The following is a 19064-nucleotide window of genomic DNA, read 5'->3' on the forward strand; positions in this document are numbered from 1 at the left end:
GAGGAACTCGACATGGCCAGGAAAAAGACCGTTCGAATCTACAGCGAACCCGCCGGCGGCTGGGGTGCGCTGAAAGCTACGGGTGCGGCGCTCGCAGTGCAGGGCATTGCCGTGTCCGGCGCTAAGACGCTGCTCCACATGAATCAACCGGAGGGATTCGACTGCCCGGGCTGCGCATGGCCGGATCCGAAACATACGTCATCGTTCGAATTTTGCGAGAATGGCGCGAAAGCGGTGGCATGGGAGGCAACGTCGAAGCGCTGCACGCCTGAGTTCTTCGCCGCACACAGCGTGTCGGAGCTGTCGACATGGGATGACTACGATCTCGAGATGGCCGGACGTCTCACTCACCCGATGACCTATGACCACGCGTCGGATCGCTACGTACCGATCACGTGGGAGGCCGCTTTCTCCACCGTCGCAGACGCTCTGAATGCCCTCGATCATCCGGATCAGGCCGATTTCTATACTTCCGGACGCGCATCGAACGAAGCGGCATTCCTCTATCAGCTCTTCGTACGCGAGTTCGGCACGAACAATTTCCCCGATTGCTCGAACATGTGCCACGAAGCCACGAGCGTCGGGCTGCCTCAGTCGATCGGCGTCGGAAAAGGGACCGTGTTGCTCGAGGACTTCGAGCAGGCCGACGCGATCTTCATCTTCGGTCAGAACCCCGGCACCAACAGCCCCCGCATGATGACCGACCTGCACGCGGCATCGCGCCGCGGAGCGAAGATCGTCTCGTTCAACCCATTTCGCGAACGTGCGCTCGAGCGCTTCACCGCGCCGCAGGACCCGCTCGAAATGGCAACGCTCGGTTCGACGCCGATCAGCACGTTTCTCTACCAGGTCCGCGTCGGCGGCGACGCGGCCGTGCTCAAGGGGATGATGAAGGCGATCGTCGAAGCAGACGACGCGGCCGTAGCGGCCGACAAACCCCGAATCCTCGACGTGACGTTCATCGCCGGCCATACGCACGGCATCGATGAGCTCGTCGCGGACCTGCGCGCCGCGTCGTGGGACGCCATCGAGCGCGTATCGGGCCTCGCGCGGGCCGACATCGAAAATGCCGCGCGCATCTACATGGCGGCGAACAACGTGATCCTGGTATACGGCATGGGGCTCACTCAGCACCGCCGCGGTACGGAAAACGTACAGCAGATCGCCAACCTCGCGCTGCTGCGGGGCAACGTGGGCCGCCCGGGGGCCGGAATCTGTCCGGTGCGCGGACACTCGAACGTGCAAGGCAACCGCACGGTCGGCATCACCGAGAAGCCGAGCGCGGCGCTGCTCGACGGCATCGAGCGCGCGTTCGGCTTTCGTCCGCCCGCCGCACACGGTCATGACGTGCTTGCCACCATCGATGCGATGATGCGCGGCCATGCACGGGTGTTTATCGCGCTGGGCGGGAATTTCGCCGCCGCCATACCGGACTGGGTCCGCGTGCAGCCGGCGATAAGCCGGCTCGACCTGACGGTGCACATCGCAACGAAGCTCAATCGCAGCCATCTGGTACACGGCAAGGCAGCACTGATTCTGCCATGCCTCGGACGCACCGAAATCGATATCCAGGCTGACGGACCGCAATCGATTACCGTGGAAGATTCGATGTCGATGGTCCATGCGTCGGCTGGCCGCAACGCGCCGGCATCGGAGCACCTGCTCAGCGAGCCGGCGATCGTCGCCGGTATCGCCCGTGCAACGCTCGGCAGCGCATCGCGCGTGCCATGGGAACATCTCGTCGCGAATTACGACCGGATTCGCGACGCGATCGAAGTGGTGTTCCCGATCTTCCAGGCGTACAACGATCGCATCCGCATACCCGGCGGTTTTCATCTCGCGTCGACTGCGCGCGAAAGGGTGTGGGCAACTTCGACGGGCCGGGCGAATTTCCTCGTCTTCGCCGGTCTCGATGAAGACTTCGATCATGGCGATCCGGATGCGCTGATGCTCACGACGATGCGCAGCCACGATCAGTACAACACCACGCTCTATTCTCATTCGGACAGATATCGCGGCGTATTCGGGCAGCGCGACGTGCTGTTCATGAATACTCGCGAACTCGCCAGGCGCAATTTGCATCCGGGCGAGCGCGTGGATATCGTCGCGCTCTGGACAGACGGCATCGAACGTATCGTGCGCGGCTTCAAGATTGTCGAATACTCGCTGCCGGACGGCTGCTGCGGCGCCTACTACCCCGAAGCGAATCCGCTCGTGCCGCTCGATGCGTTCGACCCGCAAAGCCGCACACCCGCGTACAAGTCGGTCCCCGTGAAGGTGATGCGTGCGGCCACGGTAGGCCCGGATTCCGCCGCATTCGCCGTTGCGCGCGCGATCGGCGGGTAAGCCGCTCTCCTCGCGGAGTCGATGCATCACGTGCTGCATCCACGGGTATGGTCGACTGGCGAGGCATACGAAAAAGGCATGCCGGCGATGATGAATTTGAATATTACGGGCGCGCCGGTGCTGCTTATACTGGCTCCCGCAATCACCACCGATTTCGACACAATCAATTGCAAGTCGATCATCCGTTGACGTCGTTCACCCGAATGCTTTCCCATTACAAAGGATACCTTACGGGTTCGCGCGGATATTCCATTCACCGAGGAGCTTTGTCGAAATGAACTTCACGATTGGCACGCTGCTCGCGTTGTCGTTTCTGATCTCCGTGCTCGGGCTGTTTCTGTTCCTGTGGGCACAAATGAACGGACTGATGCGGGCCGGCCCCGATGCAGCCGAGGTCATCTTCGCCGCGGGGGAAGTCGGACAGACCGAAGATCCGGCCCTGTCCGCATCGCAACGCGAGAGCCTCCAGCAGGCCACCGCGCATGTGGCGCCCGGCACACGTTCCGGCGCATCGGGCGGCTTGCCGGCACTCGGTCGGGAACTCGCGGAACGCGCGCGGCTGGACGCGTCGAGCCGCGGGCCGACCTTCGTCTTTCTGAGCTCCTCGGTGTTCTGGCTGCTGCTGGGTTCCGTTGCGGGCCTGGTCGCGTCGCAGAAGCTGACCTCCCCGGACTTTCTCACGCAGTCGGCCTGGCTTACGTTCGGCCGCGTGCGCACCGCGCATCTGAATATGGTGGTATACGGATGGGCGTCGATGGCAGGCATCGGCATTTCCCTCTGGATGCTGCCGCGCCTGCTCAAGACGCAGCTGGCGGGCGAGCGCTACGCGATCGCCGGCGCGTGGCTCTGGAATGCCGGCCTCTCCGCGGGCATCGCCGCCATTCTGTCGGGATGGACCGACGGCCTGCAATGGCTCGAGATTCCGTGGCAAATCGGCATCCTGCTCGCGGTCGGCGGCGCGCTCGCGGCGGTGCCGCTCCTCATGACCATCGCACGGCGCACCACGCGCCATCTATACGTTTCGGTGTGGTATCTCGCCGCCGCGCTGCTGTGGTTCCCCATCCTCTACATCGTCGCGAAGGTGCCGGGCGTGCACTTCGGCGTCGAGCAGGCCATCGTCAACTGGTGGTTCGCGCACAACGTGCTAGGCCTGTGGCTCACGCCGATCGGCCTGGCCGCAGCCTATTACTTCATCGCGAAGGTGCTCGGGCGGCCCATCTACTCGTACGCGCTCTCGCTCGTCGGCTTTTGGGCCCTGGCAATGTTCTACAGCCAGGCCGGCATTCACCACCTGCTGGGTGGTCCGGTTCCGCAATGGCTGCAGAGCGTCTCGGTCGTCCAGAGCGTGATGATGATCGTCCCGGTGCTCGCCGTCGGCGTGAACCACCATATGACGGTGGCCGGCCACTTCGGCGCGCTGAAACACTCGCCTACGCTGCGCTTCGTCGTGCTGGGGGCCGTGCTCTACACGCTCGTGTCGTTGCAGGGGTCGCTCGAGGCGCTGCCGTTCTTCAATCGGCTCGTGCATTTCACGCAGTACAAGGTGGCCCACGCCCACCTCGGCCTGTACGGCTTCTTTTCCATGATCATGTTCGGCTCGATCTACTTCACGATGCCACGCGTGCTCGAACGCGAATGGCCGTACCCGAAGCTCGTCTGGCTCCACTTCTGGCTCGCCGCCATCGGCTTTGCCATCTACTTCGTCTCGCTCACGATCGGCGGCGTTCTGCAAGGCATCGCACTGCTCGATCCTGCGCGTCCGTTCATGGCGTCCGTCGAAGTCCTCACGCCATATCTGCAAGCACGCACGCTCGGCGGCGCACTCATGACGATCGGCCATTTCGTATTCGCGTATCACTTCTTCGCGCTCGTCTTCGGTCGGCAGGGCGCGCGCTCAAACGCGGCGCCGGCTCGCCACGCGATCTCGATGGGGGCCTGACATGAACCGCGTCCTGACCGTCGTAATCGGCTCGCTGATCATGCTCGCGATGGCGACGCTCGTCCTCGTCGCGCTTCCGTATCGGCAATTGCGCGACGAAGCGCCGCCCGAGCCGCTGAAGCCCTATACCGTCGCGCAGCTGCGCGGACGTGCGACCTACGTGAACATGGGCTGCGTCTACTGCCATTCACAGCAGCCGCGCGCGCCCTCGCTCGGCCCGGATCAACTGCGCGGATGGGGACGCCCGTCCGTGCCCGCGGACTACGTTTACGACTATCCGCACCTGCTCGGCGTATCGCGCACGGGGCCCGACCTGTTCAACATCGGCGCCCGGCAGCCGAGCGACGCATGGCACCTCGCGCATCTCTATCAGCCGCGCGCGGTGACGCCAGGCAGCGTGATGCCAGCCTATCCGTTCCTGTTCAAGGTCGTCGATCACGCGAAGCCGGGTGACGTCGTGGTGCAGTTGCCGCCGAAGTTCGCACCGGCCGACGGCAAACAGGTCGTCGCGTCGCAGGACGCGCTCGATCTCGTCGCCTATCTCACGGCCCTCAATCACACCTATCCGGCACCGGCCGATCCGTCGGGAGCAATGAAATGAGCGAACAAGACAATGCGCGTGCCGTCCGCGCGCGCGAACACGCGGAACCGATCGAGCGCAGCAACCCGGTGCCCTGGCTGCTCGGCCTCGTGGCCGCCGCGCTGGCGGTCTGGGGCGTGAGCTACTTCCTCCTCAATCCGGCACTCGGTCCGAACTCGGCCGCGAAATCCCAAGCCGCGCCGGGCGGCACCGACGCCGTTGCCTCGGCGCCGGCGGCAGCCGACGGCGCCCTGCTCTTCGCGAGCCGCTGCGCGTCGTGCCACCAGGCTACAGGCGCGGGTCTGCCGGGCGTCTTCCCGCCGCTCGCCGGCTCGGAGTGGGTCAACGGCGATCCGAAGCTCGTGGCGCGCATCCTCCTGCTGGGCGTCACGGGCAAGATCACGGTGGCAGGCAGCACGTTCAACGGGTCGATGCCGGCGTTCGGCACGACACTGACCGACGACGAGATTGCCGCCGTCGCCTCGCACGTCCGCTCGAGCTTCGGCAACCACTCGCCGGCGTTGACGGCCGACGTCGTGAAAGCCGAACGCGCGGCCATCGGCAACCGCACGGCGCCGTGGGCCGGCGAAGACGAGCTGAAGCGCCCATGAGCAGGGCCGCCGTGATGGCACCCAGCGCGCCCGACAGCGCGACGCTCGACGTACGCGGCATGTGGTGCACGAGCTGTGCGAACGCGCTCGAACGCATACTGCAGCGCCAGCCCGGCGCGCTCGACGCGCGGGTGAGCTTCGCGTCGGAATCCGCGACCGTGGAGTGGGATCCGCGCCGCACCTCGCTCGACCATCTGCTCGCTGCCGCGGCGAAACTCGGCTACGAATGCACTCCCGAAAGCGAGACGCCGGATCGGCGCGCGCATACGGCCGCACTGCTCGACGACCTGACGCTCCGGCTCGTCATCGCCGCCTTCTGCTCGATGTGGGTAATGACGGCGCAAACGACGCTTTACTTCACGACGGCCGCCACGGTGCCGGAGCCCGTCCGCCATGGGCTCGCCGTGCTCGCCGGCATCGCCACGCTGCCTGTCGTCGGTTATTGCGCACAACCGTTCTTCAAGGCCGCGTGGCGAACGTTGCGTGCACGCGTGCCCGGGATGGACTGCCTCGTCGCAATGGGTACGAGCGCGTCGTTCCTGCTTTCCGTGTGGCGGGTCGCGCACGGCGAATCGACGGTCTATTTCGATTCGGCGGCCATGATCATCACTTTCCTGCTGGCTGGCCGCTGGCTCGAACTGCGCGTGCGCAGTCGCATGTCGGACGCCGTTCGCGCGCTGCTCGATTTGCCCGCGCAAACCGCGCGCGTGCTCGCGAGCGACGGCGCGCAGACGGTCGTGCTCGCCAAGCGCGTCGCACCCGGCAGCATCATTCGCGTGCTGCCGGGCGAGCGTCTGCCGCTCGACGGTATCGTCACGGACGGCCGGTCGTCGCTCGATCGTTCGCTGCTGACGGGCGAAAGCGAGCTCGTCGGCGTGGAACGCGGCAGCTTCGTCGAGGCCGGCGCCCTCAATGCCGACGGCGAGCTACTGGTGCGCGTGAAATACGGATGGGGCGAGCGGCGCGTGGATTCGATCGCGGCGAGCGTGCGCGCGATGCTCGCCCGCAAGACGGCGTCGCAAGCCATCGCCGAGCGCTTCACGCGCCGCCTCGTCCCAGCCATCGCGATGATCGCGCTGCTGGTGTTCGTCGGCGGCCTGCTGGGCACGGGATGGGCGGATGCGCTGGAGCGTGCCGTCGCGGTGCTTGTCGTCACTTGCCCGTGCGCGCTCGGCATGGCCGTGCCGCTCGCGCTCAGCGCCGGTGTCGGACGCGCCGCACGCGAAGGCATTCTCTTTCGCGACGTCGAGGCCATCGAGAAGGCCGGCAAACTCTGCGCGTTCTTCCTCGACAAAACCGGCACGCTGACCGAGGGCAAGCCACGGCTTGTCGGCGCACGCGCGGCAAGCGGCGTCCGCGAAGCCGAACTCATCGAGGAAGCGGCGCGTGCCGAGCGCGGCAGCGAGCATCCGATCGCGGCCGCCATTCGCATGCTCGTCGCGCCCGACAGGCTCGCCGGTGCCGTGGATGCCCCGCGCGGCACGTCGCGCGCGGTGCCCGGCGCCGGCGTGGCATGGGAAAGCGCCGATGGCGAATGCATTCTCGCCGGCACCGCCGCATTCCTGCGCAGTCACGACGTGCAGGTACCCGAATTCGACGATGCGAACACCGCCGTCCATGTCGCCCGCAACGGCTGCTGGCGCGGCATGCTGGGCTTCGCCGACCGCCCGCGCGAGGGCGCCCGGGACGCCGTTGCTTCGCTGCGCGCGCACGGCGCAACGGTGACCATGCTGACCGGCGACCGGCCGATCGTCGCACGCGCCATCGCGCAGGCCGTAGGCCTGGGCGACGAGTCCATCCTCGCGGCGCAGTCTCCCGAACGAAAGGCTGCACACATCGTTCACGCACAGGCCGCGGGTCGGGGCGCGGTCGCGTTCGTGGGCGACGGACTCAACGACGCGCCGGCCCTTGCCGCGGCCGATGTCGGAATCGCTGTCGGTAGCGCGTCGCCCGCGTCGATGGCCGCCGCATCCATCGTGCTCGTCGACGCCGGCGTGGAAAAGCTCGATCTCGCGTTGCGGCTCGCGCGCCGCACCGCGCTCGTCATGCACCAGAACCTCGCCGCCGCGGTCGTCTACAACGCGCTCGCGATTCCCGCCGCCGTTTTCGGCTGCGTGTCGCCCGCCACCGCTGCCGCGCTGATGGTCGCGAGCTCGATGTCCGTCACGCTGAACGCCGGCCGACTCGCGGTCCGCACCGATAGGCCGCCGGCCCCCACCGGCACGTCGCGTCCCACGCGCGCTTTGTCCACCGAACAGACCTGGAGCACCTCATGAGCCAACACGATTACGATCCCGTCTCGCTGCACCGGCGCCGCCTGTTGGCCGGCCTCGGCGCGCTGGGTGCGGCGGCATTCATGACGCCCACGCTCGCGCGCGGCACGCAGAACGGCACCATCGAGCTGCCGTTCGAGAACGGCAGCCGGCCGCTCACGTCCGACCTGCCGCAAAAATCCAGTGTGATCCTGCAGCGCACGCGTCCACCGCTGCTCGAAACACCGTTCGACGTCTTCGACCAGGGCGTGTTCACGCCGAACGATCGCTTCTACGTGCGCTGGCACCTTGCCAACATTCCGAACTCCATCGATCCGGCCACGTACCGCGTCGCTGTTCACGGCGCCGTCAAGCGGACGTTGAATCTTTCGCTCGACGACCTGATGCGCAGGTTCCCGCGCTACGAGATCGCCGCGGTCAATCAATGCTCGGGCAACTCGCGTGGCTTCTTCAGCCCGCGTGTGCCGGGCGGCCAGTGGGGCAACGGCGCGATGGGCAATGCGCTATGGAAAGGCGTTCGTCTGAAGGACGTGCTCGACCATGCGGGCGTGCGCGCCAACGCCGTTTGCGTTCGCTTCAACGGGCTCGATTCGGGCGTGATTCCGCAAACGCCCAAGTTCCTCAAGTCCGTGGAGATCGACCATGCACGCGACGGCGAAGTCATGCTCGCCTATGCGATGAACGGCGAGCCGCTGCCGCTGCTCAACGGCTATCCGCTACGGCTCGTCGTACCGGGCTGGTATGCGACGTACTGGGTGAAGATGGTGACCGACATCGACGTGCTGGACACACCGGACGACAACTTCTGGACTGCCAAGGCATACAAGGTGCCGGCCAACCACTTCGCCAACGTGCGACCCGGTGAGACCGACGTGCCGCAAATTCCCATCAACCGGATGCTGCCGCGCTCTTTCTTCACCAACCTCAAGACGGGCGACAACGTGGGCGCGGGGCAACCGGTGCTCGTCCGCGGCATTGCGTTCGGCGGCATCAACGCACTGGCGCGCGTGCAGCTGTCGACAGATAGCGGGCGCAGCTGGGCCGATACGCAACTGGGACGCGACTACGGCAAATACAGCTTCCGCCAGTGGCAGACGAACGTGCGCTTCGCTCAACGCGGCCCGCAGACGCTGATGGTGCGCGCCATCGACTCGACGGGGCAGGCCCAGCCGGCCACACCGAACTGGAACGGTGCAGGTTTCATGCGCAACGTCATCGAATCGATTCAGCTCGACGTGGCTTGACAAGGAGCGACAACATGAACGCAAGACTGAAGCGTATGGCGGTGATGCTGATGGTCCCTGTTTCCGTTGGTGCGTTGCTTGGCCTCGTGGGCCGGCACTACCTTCCCGAGTCAATTGCAGCGCAGGCGGCACGCCAGGACGCCATCGCGCCGCCGGTGCACTTGAGTGCGCTCACCGTGACGTTGCCGCCCGGCCATTCGACGTTTCCGCCCGGGCCCGGTGCGGACATCGCCAACGCGAATTGCGTGATGTGCCACTCCACGGGCATGGTGCTGCGGCAACCGCCGCTCACCACCGGCGAATGGAAGGTCGAAATCGCGAAAATGCGCAATGCGTTCGGCGCACCCATTTCGCCGGACCAGATCGATGCGCTGGCGCATTACCTGAACGCCATCGATGGCCGCAAGCCGCAGGCGGGCCCGTCCGGCGTCGACAATCAGGCGAGCTGAAAGCCATAACCGTGCTGTATGGCACGCATCGAAACAATGCATTTTTCGTGAGCGAGGCGCGCCGATATCCTTGTTTCATCGACTCGCGATCCATCGCCACGCCGCCGACACCCGGTAAATGCAAACGCTATTGGACAACTGCGGGATCGATCGACAGTGAAGGATGTGTCGCATTCCACTCAACTCAAGGAGCCTCATCATGAAAACGCTTGCATGCGTCGCCCTCGTCCTCGGCACCCTCGCCGCTCCCGCGCTCAGCTTCGCGCAAAGCGATACGCCGCTCACGCGTGCGCAAGTGCGCGCCGATCTGGTCCGCGTCGAGCGCGCTGGCTATAATCCGGCGACCGGAAACGATCCGCAGTATCCGGCGGATATTCAAGCAGCCGAAGCAAAGGTTGCGGCCGAGCAGGCAGCGAGCGGTTTCGGCGGCGCACCGACGGACGGTACCTCGGCAAGCGGCAAGCGCGCTCACGCGGCCATGCATGCAGCCGCATCGTGCGTCGGCCCGGCGAGCTTCTGCAATCCCTATTTCGGCAGCTGACCGCTGATGCGTTGCACACTGTTCAGCCGAGCCCGCCCGCTCGGCAGTTCAGCCGGGTATGCGTAGTGCGCAGCAGCCGTCGCCTCTCCCGCACCCCATGAACTTCACTCATCTTCTCGCCTTTTATGAAGTCGCGCGCGCCGGCAGCATCAGTGCCGGCGCGGAGCGTTTGCACGTCAGCCAGCCGGCCGTCACCCGGGAGGTCCGCGAGCTCGAAGATCGTCTCGGCATCGTGCTGTTCGATCGGCTGCCGCGCGGCGTGGCACTGACGGAGGGCGGCAAGCTGCTCTACGAGTATGCAAGCCGCATCTTTACGCTCTCGGATACCGCCGAAAAAGAACTCGCGGAGCTCACGGGCCTCGGCTCGGGCCACATGAAGATCGGCGCGAGCGCCACACTCGGCGTTTTTTTCGTGCCGGAAGCAATTGCACAGTTCAATGCACGTCACCCCCGTGTCGCCATCGATCTTACGGTCACGAACACCGAGCGCGTGGAAGCGGGTTTGCACGACTTGAGCTTCACGATCGGCTTCATCGAGGGGCCTTTTGACGACTCCATTCTCCATGCTCGACGCATCGGCTCCGACGAAATCGCCGTCGTCGCCGCGGCGGGTCACCCCCTTGCGGGTACGAAAGTACGTGCACGGGATCTGGTGGACCGGACCGTGATCATGCGCGAACCAGGGTCCGGAACGCGCGCGATCATCGAAGAATCGTATCGTCGCGCCGGGCTCGAGATCGAGCCACTGATGTCGGTGAGCCATACCGAAGCAATCAAGCGGATGCTGCTGTCCCAGCACGCGCTGGCCTACATCTCGACGCTCAGCGTAACGGACGAGCTGCGACGCGGCGAACTGGCCATCATCGAAGTCGAGGACATGCGAATCGTGCGGCCGCTACACATGGTGTGGGCGAAAGGGCGATCGCTGTCGCCCAGCAGCCAGGCATTGTTCGACCTGGTGGCAAGCGGCACGCTGAACACTACGATTGCAGTGGGGGCAGACTAGGGCCTGTTCACACTACATAGATTTAAGGATATGCTTCGGAGATGGAAATCTCCGAAGCCCAATTCAAACAGATCGAACATTGCTTGCCGCGACAGCGGGGTAATGTGAGCCTGTCGAACCTGCAAGTGCTCAACGCGATCCTCTATGTTGCCGAGCACGGGTGTAAATGGCGCGGCCTGCCGCCACGTTTTGGCCGCTGGCACACGATCTACACGCGCATGAACCGCTGGTCTCGCAACGGCGTCCTGGACCGAGTGTTCACGGAGTTGCAGCGCGCACAGATCATCCGCGTTCGAATTGAAGCGGTGTCGCTGGATAGCACGATCGTGAAGGTTCATCCTGACGGTACCGGTGCGTTAAAAAAAATGGACCCCAAGCCATCGGCAAATCTCGCGGAGGATGGACAACCAAGATTCATATGGTTGCCGCGGATGCTCGAACAGCCATAACGTTCGCACTGTCTCCCGGTCAGGCCGGCGATGCGCCGCACGGCCGTGCACTGCTCGAACGCCTGGGACCGCCGAATCGACCGCTGCATCTATTGATGGACAAGGCGTACGAAGGAAACGAAACCCGGCAACTCGCGCTCGATCTCGGCTTTATCCCTGTCGTTCCTCCGTTGAGCACGCGCGTCGAGCCTTGGGAGTACGACCGGGAAATGTACAAACGTCGCAACGAAGTCGAGCGGTTGTTTCGCCGGTTGAAGGGCTTTCGTCGCATCTTCTCCCGCTTCGACAAACTCGATTTGATGTTCATTGCTTTTATCAACTTTGCCCTGATCGTCGAAGCCCTGCGCTAGTGTGAACACGACCTAGCCCGCGGGCGCCTGGCGTTTCGCGCTCAACGACGATCGAAAATTCCACACGGTCCATCCAACGATTCGACCGCTCCGGACGATCGCGAGCCGACAAGGCGGGCAAGCGGGTCTTTTGTTCGAGCGAAGCCCGCCGCCTGCCGCATCGTCGCTGATGTCAGCGACCGGCTTCCGCTTCGCGCAGCACCGACTCCAGAATCATCGCACCGGCATTGAGCGGCCTCGGGCGGCCGCGAGGCTGATAGACGGCGTCGCCAGTCCGGACAGGCCGACCGCTGAGTGCGCACATCCCGCCTGTACGGGCGCGGGTCACATGCCAGGTCTGGTCGCCATACGAGCAGTGCGTTGAATCGCGCCATGCGATCGTCACCGCTGTCGAGCTCACACGGTCGACGAAACTTACGGACACGGCCCGGCGCACGGCACCTGCCGTTCGCGGACGCGCCTGATGCTCCGTCCCGCGGGCATGCAACGGCTCAATCGCAGGCGCGACCAGTCGCACATCGTTTCGGCACAATTGGGAGAGCAGATTCAGCGTCTGCTGCCATGGATCCATCGCCATCACGTCGGTCGAGAAGTTCATTGTCGTCCTCGTTGCATCATAGGTTTCACCGTTTCGACAAGCGTGCACCGCAAGCGGGGGCGCCGCTGCGACTATCTGAGGCGGCCTGGCTCGTCACATCGGCGAGCGTGCTCCGACATCTCGCGGGCGTCGTTCGACGAGCACGCCCCGGTGCCGATACAACCCGGCAACACATGCGAGACGTGAAAGACTGTGTCGCGGCCGCCGCGCTGGTTAGCGCCACGAAGAAATCTCTCGCTAATGGCAAGGAAAACCGGTACCCGTTCATCGATCGACATTTGCCTTCGCCCTCCAGCAAAAAGGAGTCTCTCCGACGAAGCGTTTGAACACCGTCGTGAAATGGGCTTGCGAACGGAAGCCGCAACCCAGTGCGACATCGAGCAAGCCATGGCGCGATTCGAGCAGGAGTTGCTGTGCGCGCTCGATGCGTCGCCGCATCAGATATTCGTGAGGCCGCAATCCGGTGGCCCGGCGGAACTGCGCAGCAAAGTGCATCCGCGTCAGCCCGACACTTTGCGCCATATCGGCGAGCCCGATCGATTCCGCGAGGTGTGCTTCGACATACTCGACCACACGACGCATGCGCCACGACGGCAGCGCAGCCGCGCCGCGCACCTCGCTCCTGTTCGTCGCGAAGTGGCGACCCACGATACGTGACACGATCGCGAGGCTGACGCTGTCGGCGAAAACCTTGCCTAATGCCGCGTCCTGCGTGTGGGATACGGCGAGCGCCTGACCGAGCCGCTCGAGCGCCGGATCCCGGATGAGGCGCGGATCGTCGATGACGATGTCGCCTGCATGGGCGCGACCGAAAAGGTCGGCATAACATTCGGCCAGTACCGTTTGGGACGCGAACAAATGCAGCACGTCGCTCGGCGCGTCGAACACGGCGCGACACGCGACACCCGGTGCGGTTATTTGCGCGGCACCCGCCGTCAACCGGCCCTGGACGAGAGTGCGGCCCGCGTGCGAGAAGGTCAGCAACGTACATTTGAGGTTGATGCCGATGCAGTGCCAGTTCTCGCTGCAGTCGTTCGCCACCTCGAGCGTCTGAGCAACATTGCGTGTCCAGCGCGAAAGCGCGATGTCGATATCGCGGCCGGCGCCCGGCTCGCGCCACGCGTGTTCGGTAGCAATAGGGCTGGACGCGCGCACACCGGCAAGCGCGTCGAAATCGGTGGCTGTCTTGGAAGGACTCGATGACAAAAGAATCATGGCTAGCTACCTGACGGGAACATGAAGCGTTGCGCACGACCGGCGCGGTGAATACACGGTATCGAAACGAAGCACGTTGCACCAGCCGTACAAAGGGGTTGCTCGAACTCGTCGATGGGTGGGGCCGGTCATATCGAGGTTTAATGCACGAACCGGGACAGCGCAGCCGTCGGCGCGTGCCGTCGACATGGCGGCAGAGAATCCCCATCACGCTGCAGGCCGGCACGCAAGCGACCGGTCGACCGGACGGAAGCCTTCCGGACCGAGCAGCAACACCATCGCCGGGACGCTCTCCGGCTACGAACCGCTGGCCCGACCTATACGAAGGTATGAGAAAGCATGTGAAACCGGTCGTCCTTTCGCGCCATCACCGCTTGATTCCACGGGTTTGACTCGCCGCCATGTGCGCATTGATAACGGGTTGTTCATCACTGACACCTTGCATGAACGATTGAGTGCATATCTTTGGCACGCGGCAAGCGCGTCGCCCGATACGGCCGTTGTCCAGTACGCCAATTGTGACGATCGGGACTTGACGTCAGTCGAACATCCGGATGACAAAACTGAAATCGGCAACGCGCTATACCCGAGGATGAGACGAAAGTGCCTATCGGGTACCCGCGTATCCCAACGTACGATGGTGCGCAAGAGAGCGTCCCGCTATCTTTTGATCTCGTGACAGCGTTCCGGAGCGCGCGATCGTCGATCCCGTCTCCTGCTGTCGGACAGTCGAGATTTTTGGACACGACGAGGTATTCATGGACACGCTACTGAGCATGCGGATCTTCTCGCATGTGGTGGAAACGGGCAGTTTCAGCGCGGCTGCCGGCCATATGGAGTGCAGCAAGGCATGCGTGTCGCGGGCGGTATCCATGCTCGAGAACCGGCTGCGCGCGAGACTGCTGAACCGCACGACACGCAGCCTGTCATTGACGGAGTCCGGGCAGCGCTATTACGCGAGATGCAAGCAGATTCTCGCCGATCTGGACGATGCCGAAGCGGAGGCCGGCGGCGCCTATACCCTGCCGCACGGCACACTGCACGTCCATTGCTCACCCGAGCTCGGACTCCGGCGCTTCACGCAATGCCTCGTCGAATATCAACGCCAGCATCCGAGCGTCAAGGTTCATGTGACGTTCATACCCGGCGCCGCACATCTCATTAACGACCGCGTCGATGTCTCGATCGTGCCCACGGCTTCACTGCCCGATTCCGGGAACGTGAGCCGGATAGTCGGCCAGATCGAGCATGTATTGGTTGCCGAACCGAAGTATCTCCAGACCTGCCGAATCGACACATTCGATCAGGTGGCTCAGCACGCGCTGACACCCGTACCCGCGCGCGTTTCGACGCCGAAGCGCCACACCAGGCTCTCCATCGTCAAGCCCGCATCGGCAAACAACGAGGGACCTTTCGCCATCGACGACGTCGACGCCACGCGCTTCGCCGTTCTTGCGGGCGCGGGCGTCGCTGCGCTGCCGCTGCACTGCGTGATCGACGACATTCGACAGGGCTCGCTCGTGCGGCTGTTCCCCGACCATCGCCTGGAGCGCACGCCCGTGTTCGTTCTTTACGCGTCGCGTCGCCACGTCGACGCGAAGATCCGAACGTTCGTCGATTTCATGGCGGCGCGCCTGATTGACGTGCTTCAGGCGCCGTCGTGCCCCACTGCCGCCGATGGGTCGGAACCCACCGCGTGCCTGGAACATCCCGCGCGCGTGGGCTGACCTGCGCGCGGGACAGAGAGCGGGATGACACCTTCGCGACCTCGCGCCGAAGGCGTCCGCCCAATCAAGCAAAACCGCCGTTGGCATAAAGAATCTGACCGTTTATCCACTGGCCGTCCTCGCCGACGAGAAACGCTACCGTACCCGCAATATCGTCCGGCTGGCCGAGCCGCTCGAGCGGTGCGAGGTGCGCAAGCCGTTCGATCTGCTCGTCCGTCTTTCCTTTCAGGAACAACTCCGTCGCAACCGGTCCGGGTGCGACCGCGTTAACCGTAATCCGCCGCCCCCGCATCTCGTTGGCCAGCACTCTCACCAGCCCGTCGCCGCCGGCCTTCGACGCGATGTAGGCGCCGTAGCCGGGGAACGACTTGGCGACGACACTGCTGGAGCAGACGACGATACGGCCGCCGTCGCGCAGATGCGACGCGGCATGCGCCATGACGAGGTAGCTGCCGCGCAGATTGACCTGAATCGTCCTGTCGAATACGTCCAGACCGTCCGGACCGATCGGCGCGAGCGGCATGATGCCCGCGCAATGGACGACCACATCGAGCCGGCCGAATGCATTCAGTGCACGGTCATAGAGCGCGGCGACATCGTCCACCGCGCTGATATCGCCCTTGACCGCGATTGCCCGCCCGCCTCGGGCGATGATGTCCGAGACGAGAGCGTCCATCCCCGCGCCGTTTCCGGCGTAGTGGCCCACGATCGCAAATCCGTCCGTCGCGAGTCGCAGCGCGACCGCCTTGCCGATGCCGCCAGACGCGCCGGTGACGAGCGCAACTTTCACCCTATCCGACATATTGGCTCCTTTCAGTTGATGTGACGCACCGGCACAGTCCGATGCTCGCGTCACTATGCAGTCGCCGCCGATGCGATTTTTTTCGATTCGCACGTTTGTTGAGCCGGAGCAGGCGCCAAGCTGGTGAAATACGAGAAGGTTCGCGACGGGCGGTCAGCCAAGTCGTATCGTGCCGAATGCCGGCATGCCGAATGCCGTGCTCGCACGACATTATGGTTTTGTATAATCGCCGCACTTTTCCCGAGACGCCTTCGTCCACGACATTCAGCGATGCTCGACCTCACTTCGCACGTATTCGAACTCGCCCCATGAACGGACCCAACGGAAAGTCGCCGAGCTTATCGACACGGAAACCGTCAGGCCCAGCGGAGGAAGCTGCGGCAGAAGCGCGCGTCGACGCCGATTCGTTATTTCGCGACGCGCCCATACCGATTCTTATAGAGGACTGGTCCGGCATCAAGGCGTGGGTCGACTCGCTCAAGGCATGTGGCGTGACGGATCTGGAAACCTACATCGATGGCCATCCGCACGTCATCGACGAGCTGCGCGAGCGACACGCGTTCATTGACGCAAACGGCGCCGCGCTCGCACTGTTCGACGCAGAATCGAAGGCGCTGTTTTTCGAACAGTCGCGCAGGTTGCTTCCGGCGAATCGCATCAGCAACTCACAGGTATTGCGTGCGATGTTCGACGGGCGGGCATTCTGCCAGGGCGAACGCCTGCTATCGACCCTCACCGGCAGGAAAGTACCCATCGTGTGGCGGTGCTCGCTGCCGACCGAGCCGGCGCAATATCGTCGTCTGCATTTCTATGCATTCGATGTGACCGAGCACAAGGAAAACAGCGAGCGCCTGGAGGCGTTGCGCGCGCAGATGGCCCGAACGGCCAGAGTATCGATGGTCGGGCAACTTGTCGCGTCGATTACTCATGAAATCGGCCAGCCGCTCGGTGCGGTCCGTACGGCGCTCGATGCAGCCGCCCGCTGGATGGACCGCGCCGAGCCGAATATCGGTGAAGCATTGGCCGCGTTCCGCTACGCGGCCCGGTGGACCGACGATATTGCGGCCATCTGCCAGCGTCTGCGCGGCTTTCTCGTCGGCGCGCCGGTCGAGGCCGTCGAAGTCGACTGTGCCGAAATCGTGCAATCCGCGATGCTGTTGATCGCCTCGGAGGCGAATGCGCATGCAATCGCCGTCTCAATGAACATCGAGCCGGGCATACGCGCATATGCCGACCGCATTCAGCTTCAGCAGGTGTTGACCAACCTGTTGATAAACGGCATTCACGCGATCTCCGCCGCCGATCTCACGGATCGTGCGTCGCAACTGACGGTGAGCGTGCGCCGCTACGACAACATGCAGGTACTTTTCGAAGTCTCCGATTCGGGATGCGGCATCATGGCTGCCCAACCGGATTCGATCTTTCAACCCCTTTCCAGCACGAAGAGCGACGGAATGGGTATGGGTCTTCCGATCTCGAAGTCAATCGTGGAAGCGCACGGCGGTGCGATATGGATCGAGCAAACCGGCCAGCGAGGAACGACTTTCTGCTTCACCGTCCCGAACTTTCCCGATGCCTTCGGCACCGGTAAGCCGCGAGCATCCGCACCTCGAGACGACCAGGCCGCATGAGACGATTCCGGAACGACGCCGACGCAGCGTCTGCACACAGGCTCACGGCGGGTACGCTCGCCACGATTGTGCTTGCCAACGCTGTCGAGTTCTTCGACTACTTCTGCTATACGGTCTTCGCCGCGTTCATCGCCCACGCTTTTTTCCCGCATGCATCGGCCGCATACGGACGGATGTTGTCACTTGGCACTTTTGCGGCCGGATTCCTGTCCCGTCCGATCGGCGCGCTAGCGATCGGCCTCCATGCGGACACCGCCGGACGCAAGCCGGCGCTACTGCTCACCGCAGCGCTCGTCACCGCAGGTTCGCTCGGTGTCGCGGTGACGCCGGACTACGCGACGCTGGGCATCGGCGCACCGATAGCCGTGCTCATCTGCCGGATCCTGCAGGGCTTGGCAGTCGGCGGGGAAATGGGATCGTCGGGCGCGTTGTTGATCGAGCGTTGTCCGCCCCGGCGCAAGAGCTTTTATGCGGGATGGCTGATGGCGGGCCAGGGACTCGCGCTGGTCGCCGCCGGCGGTTGCGGTATTGCGATTTTCAACCTGCTTACCACCACGCAAATTCAGCACTGGGGCTGGCGCATACCGTTCGCGCTCGCGGGCATGCTGATTCCCGTCCAGCTGTATTTGCGCCGCAAGATCGACGAGACGTGGCTGGCGCCGCGCGACGGTCACGCCGTGCGCAACATGCTCGTCGGGTATCGGTCGCAATGGCTGCTCGCGATCGCATTGATCTTCGGCGGCACCGTCCCGACCTATGTCGCGACCTACGCGACCACGGCCGGCGTCGCCGGTCCGCCACCGACTGCATACGCTGCCCTTGTGACGACGGCGGCGGTCGGTGCGGTCACGCTGGCGCTGTCGTTGGCAGGCGGCTGGCTCGCGGATCGAATCGGCCGATTGCGGACCATCGGCCTGTCGCGCGCCCTCACCATGCTGGCCGTGCTACCGGCGTTCCATTACGCGGCGAGCCATCCTCAACCCGTCGTATTACTCTGCGTGGTCGCGCTGTTCGCCGGCTTGTCCGCCATGGCCGGCGCGCCGAGCATCGTCGTCATCCTCGAGATGTTCCCGATGCGGGGTCGCGCCGTCGCGATGTCGGTCGTGTACGCCACCGGCGTCGCGCTGTTTGGCGGCACGGCCCCGTTCGTGGTTGCGTCGGTCGATGCGTGGACGGGCCTGCACACCGCCGCCGGCTGGTATGTCTGCGTGTCCGCCGCGATTACGCTGATTGCGGTTCTTCAGGTTCGCACCGTGCGCAGCGCGAACGCATAACGTCCAGCCGCCGGTCCGCACGCCCGCGC

Annotated in this window: 17 protein-coding genes; 14 read left to right on the forward strand and 3 right to left on the reverse strand. The window is 64.3% G+C overall.

Going from position 1 to position 19064, the window contains the following annotated elements; translation table 11 throughout:
• Positions 1-12 precede the first annotated feature (12 nt).
• The 11 genes from WS66_RS12310 to WS66_RS12355 all read left to right on the forward strand — a co-directional run bounded on the left by WS66_RS12310 (position 13) and on the right by WS66_RS12355 (position 11788).
• Positions 13-2346: an FdhF/YdeP family oxidoreductase gene (locus tag WS66_RS12310; protein WP_059599350.1), complete on the forward strand. Its 2334-nt coding sequence runs from the start codon at positions 13-15 to the stop codon at positions 2344-2346.
• A 21-nt stretch (positions 2347-2367) separates the two neighbouring features.
• Entirely contained in the window at positions 2368-2535 is a 168-nt protein-coding gene (locus tag WS66_RS33665) for a hypothetical protein (RefSeq protein ID WP_159086545.1), read from the forward strand.
• Positions 2536-2620: 85 nt separating this feature from the next.
• On the forward strand, positions 2621-4285 hold the full coding sequence (locus WS66_RS12315; RefSeq protein ID WP_059599343.1) for a cbb3-type cytochrome c oxidase subunit I: 1665 nt from the start codon (positions 2621-2623) through the stop codon (positions 4283-4285).
• Between the two features lies 1 nt (position 4286).
• Positions 4287-4886, forward strand: a complete 600-nt coding sequence (locus WS66_RS12320) for a cbb3-type cytochrome c oxidase subunit II (RefSeq protein WP_059599342.1) — start codon at positions 4287-4289, stop codon at positions 4884-4886.
• Positions 4883-5476 (forward strand): c-type cytochrome, encoded by a 594-nt coding sequence (locus tag WS66_RS12325; protein WP_059599341.1) that lies wholly within the window; start codon positions 4883-4885, stop codon positions 5474-5476. Before WS66_RS12320 ends, WS66_RS12325 begins: the two co-directional genes overlap by 4 nt.
• A complete protein-coding gene (locus WS66_RS12330) occupies positions 5473-7752 on the forward strand; it encodes a heavy metal translocating P-type ATPase (RefSeq protein ID WP_059599340.1) in 2280 nt (759 codons plus the stop codon). The genes WS66_RS12325 and WS66_RS12330 overlap by 4 nt, the downstream gene beginning before the upstream one ends.
• Positions 7749-8993 (forward strand): molybdopterin-dependent oxidoreductase, encoded by a 1245-nt coding sequence (locus WS66_RS12335; protein WP_059599339.1) that lies wholly within the window; start codon positions 7749-7751, stop codon positions 8991-8993. Before WS66_RS12330 ends, WS66_RS12335 begins: the two co-directional genes overlap by 4 nt.
• A 14-nt stretch (positions 8994-9007) precedes the next feature.
• Positions 9008-9442 (forward strand): c-type cytochrome, encoded by a 435-nt coding sequence (locus WS66_RS12340; protein WP_059599338.1) that lies wholly within the window; start codon positions 9008-9010, stop codon positions 9440-9442.
• A 199-nt stretch (positions 9443-9641) separates the two neighbouring features.
• Positions 9642-9983, forward strand: coding sequence for a DUF4148 domain-containing protein (locus WS66_RS12345; protein WP_059599337.1), 342 nt, complete (start codon positions 9642-9644; stop codon positions 9981-9983).
• Between the two features lie 97 nt (positions 9984-10080).
• The gene (locus WS66_RS12350) at positions 10081-10989 is read left to right on the forward strand and encodes a LysR family transcriptional regulator (RefSeq protein ID WP_059599336.1); all 909 of its coding nucleotides are present in this window, start codon (positions 10081-10083) and stop codon (positions 10987-10989) included.
• Positions 10990-11030: 41 nt separating this feature from the next.
• A protein-coding gene (locus tag WS66_RS12355) for an IS5 family transposase (RefSeq protein WP_108064602.1) occupies positions 11031-11788 on the forward strand; the annotation gives its coding sequence in 2 pieces (ribosomal slippage) (positions 11031-11346 and positions 11346-11788; 759 coding nt in all).
• Between the two features lie 172 nt (positions 11789-11960).
• Here the strand turns inward: WS66_RS12355 and WS66_RS12360 are convergent.
• On the reverse strand, positions 11961-12386 hold the full coding sequence (locus WS66_RS12360; protein WP_059605750.1) for a DUF3331 domain-containing protein: 426 nt from the start codon (positions 12384-12386) through the stop codon (positions 11961-11963).
• A 264-nt stretch (positions 12387-12650) separates the two neighbouring features.
• Positions 12651-13601 (reverse strand): helix-turn-helix domain-containing protein, encoded by a 951-nt coding sequence (locus WS66_RS12365; RefSeq protein WP_059605753.1) that lies wholly within the window; start codon positions 13599-13601, stop codon positions 12651-12653.
• 758 nt (positions 13602-14359) lie between these two features.
• Here WS66_RS12365 and WS66_RS12370 point away from each other — a divergent pair.
• A complete protein-coding gene (locus tag WS66_RS12370) occupies positions 14360-15328 on the forward strand; it encodes a LysR family transcriptional regulator (RefSeq protein WP_059605756.1) in 969 nt (322 codons plus the stop codon).
• A 64-nt stretch (positions 15329-15392) separates the two neighbouring features.
• Here WS66_RS12370 and WS66_RS12375 read toward each other — a convergent pair whose 3' ends face one another.
• Positions 15393-16130, reverse strand: coding sequence for an SDR family oxidoreductase (locus tag WS66_RS12375; RefSeq protein ID WP_059605759.1), 738 nt, complete (start codon positions 16128-16130; stop codon positions 15393-15395).
• A gap of 308 nt (positions 16131-16438) precedes the next feature.
• Between WS66_RS12375 and WS66_RS12380 the strand changes: the two genes are divergently transcribed.
• Positions 16439-17761, forward strand: a complete 1323-nt coding sequence (locus WS66_RS12380; RefSeq protein WP_059605762.1) for a sensor histidine kinase — start codon at positions 16439-16441, stop codon at positions 17759-17761.
• Positions 17758-19035 carry an MFS transporter gene (locus tag WS66_RS12385; protein ID WP_059605765.1) on the forward strand — a complete coding sequence of 426 codons (1278 nt, stop codon included), beginning with the start codon at positions 17758-17760 and terminating at the stop codon, positions 19033-19035. Before WS66_RS12380 ends, WS66_RS12385 begins: the two co-directional genes overlap by 4 nt.
• Positions 19036-19064 lie beyond the last annotated feature (29 nt).

This window comes from Burkholderia sp. LA-2-3-30-S1-D2 (genome assembly GCF_001523915.2).
In the GTDB taxonomy this organism is placed as follows: domain Bacteria; phylum Pseudomonadota; class Gammaproteobacteria; order Burkholderiales; family Burkholderiaceae; genus Burkholderia; species Burkholderia diffusa.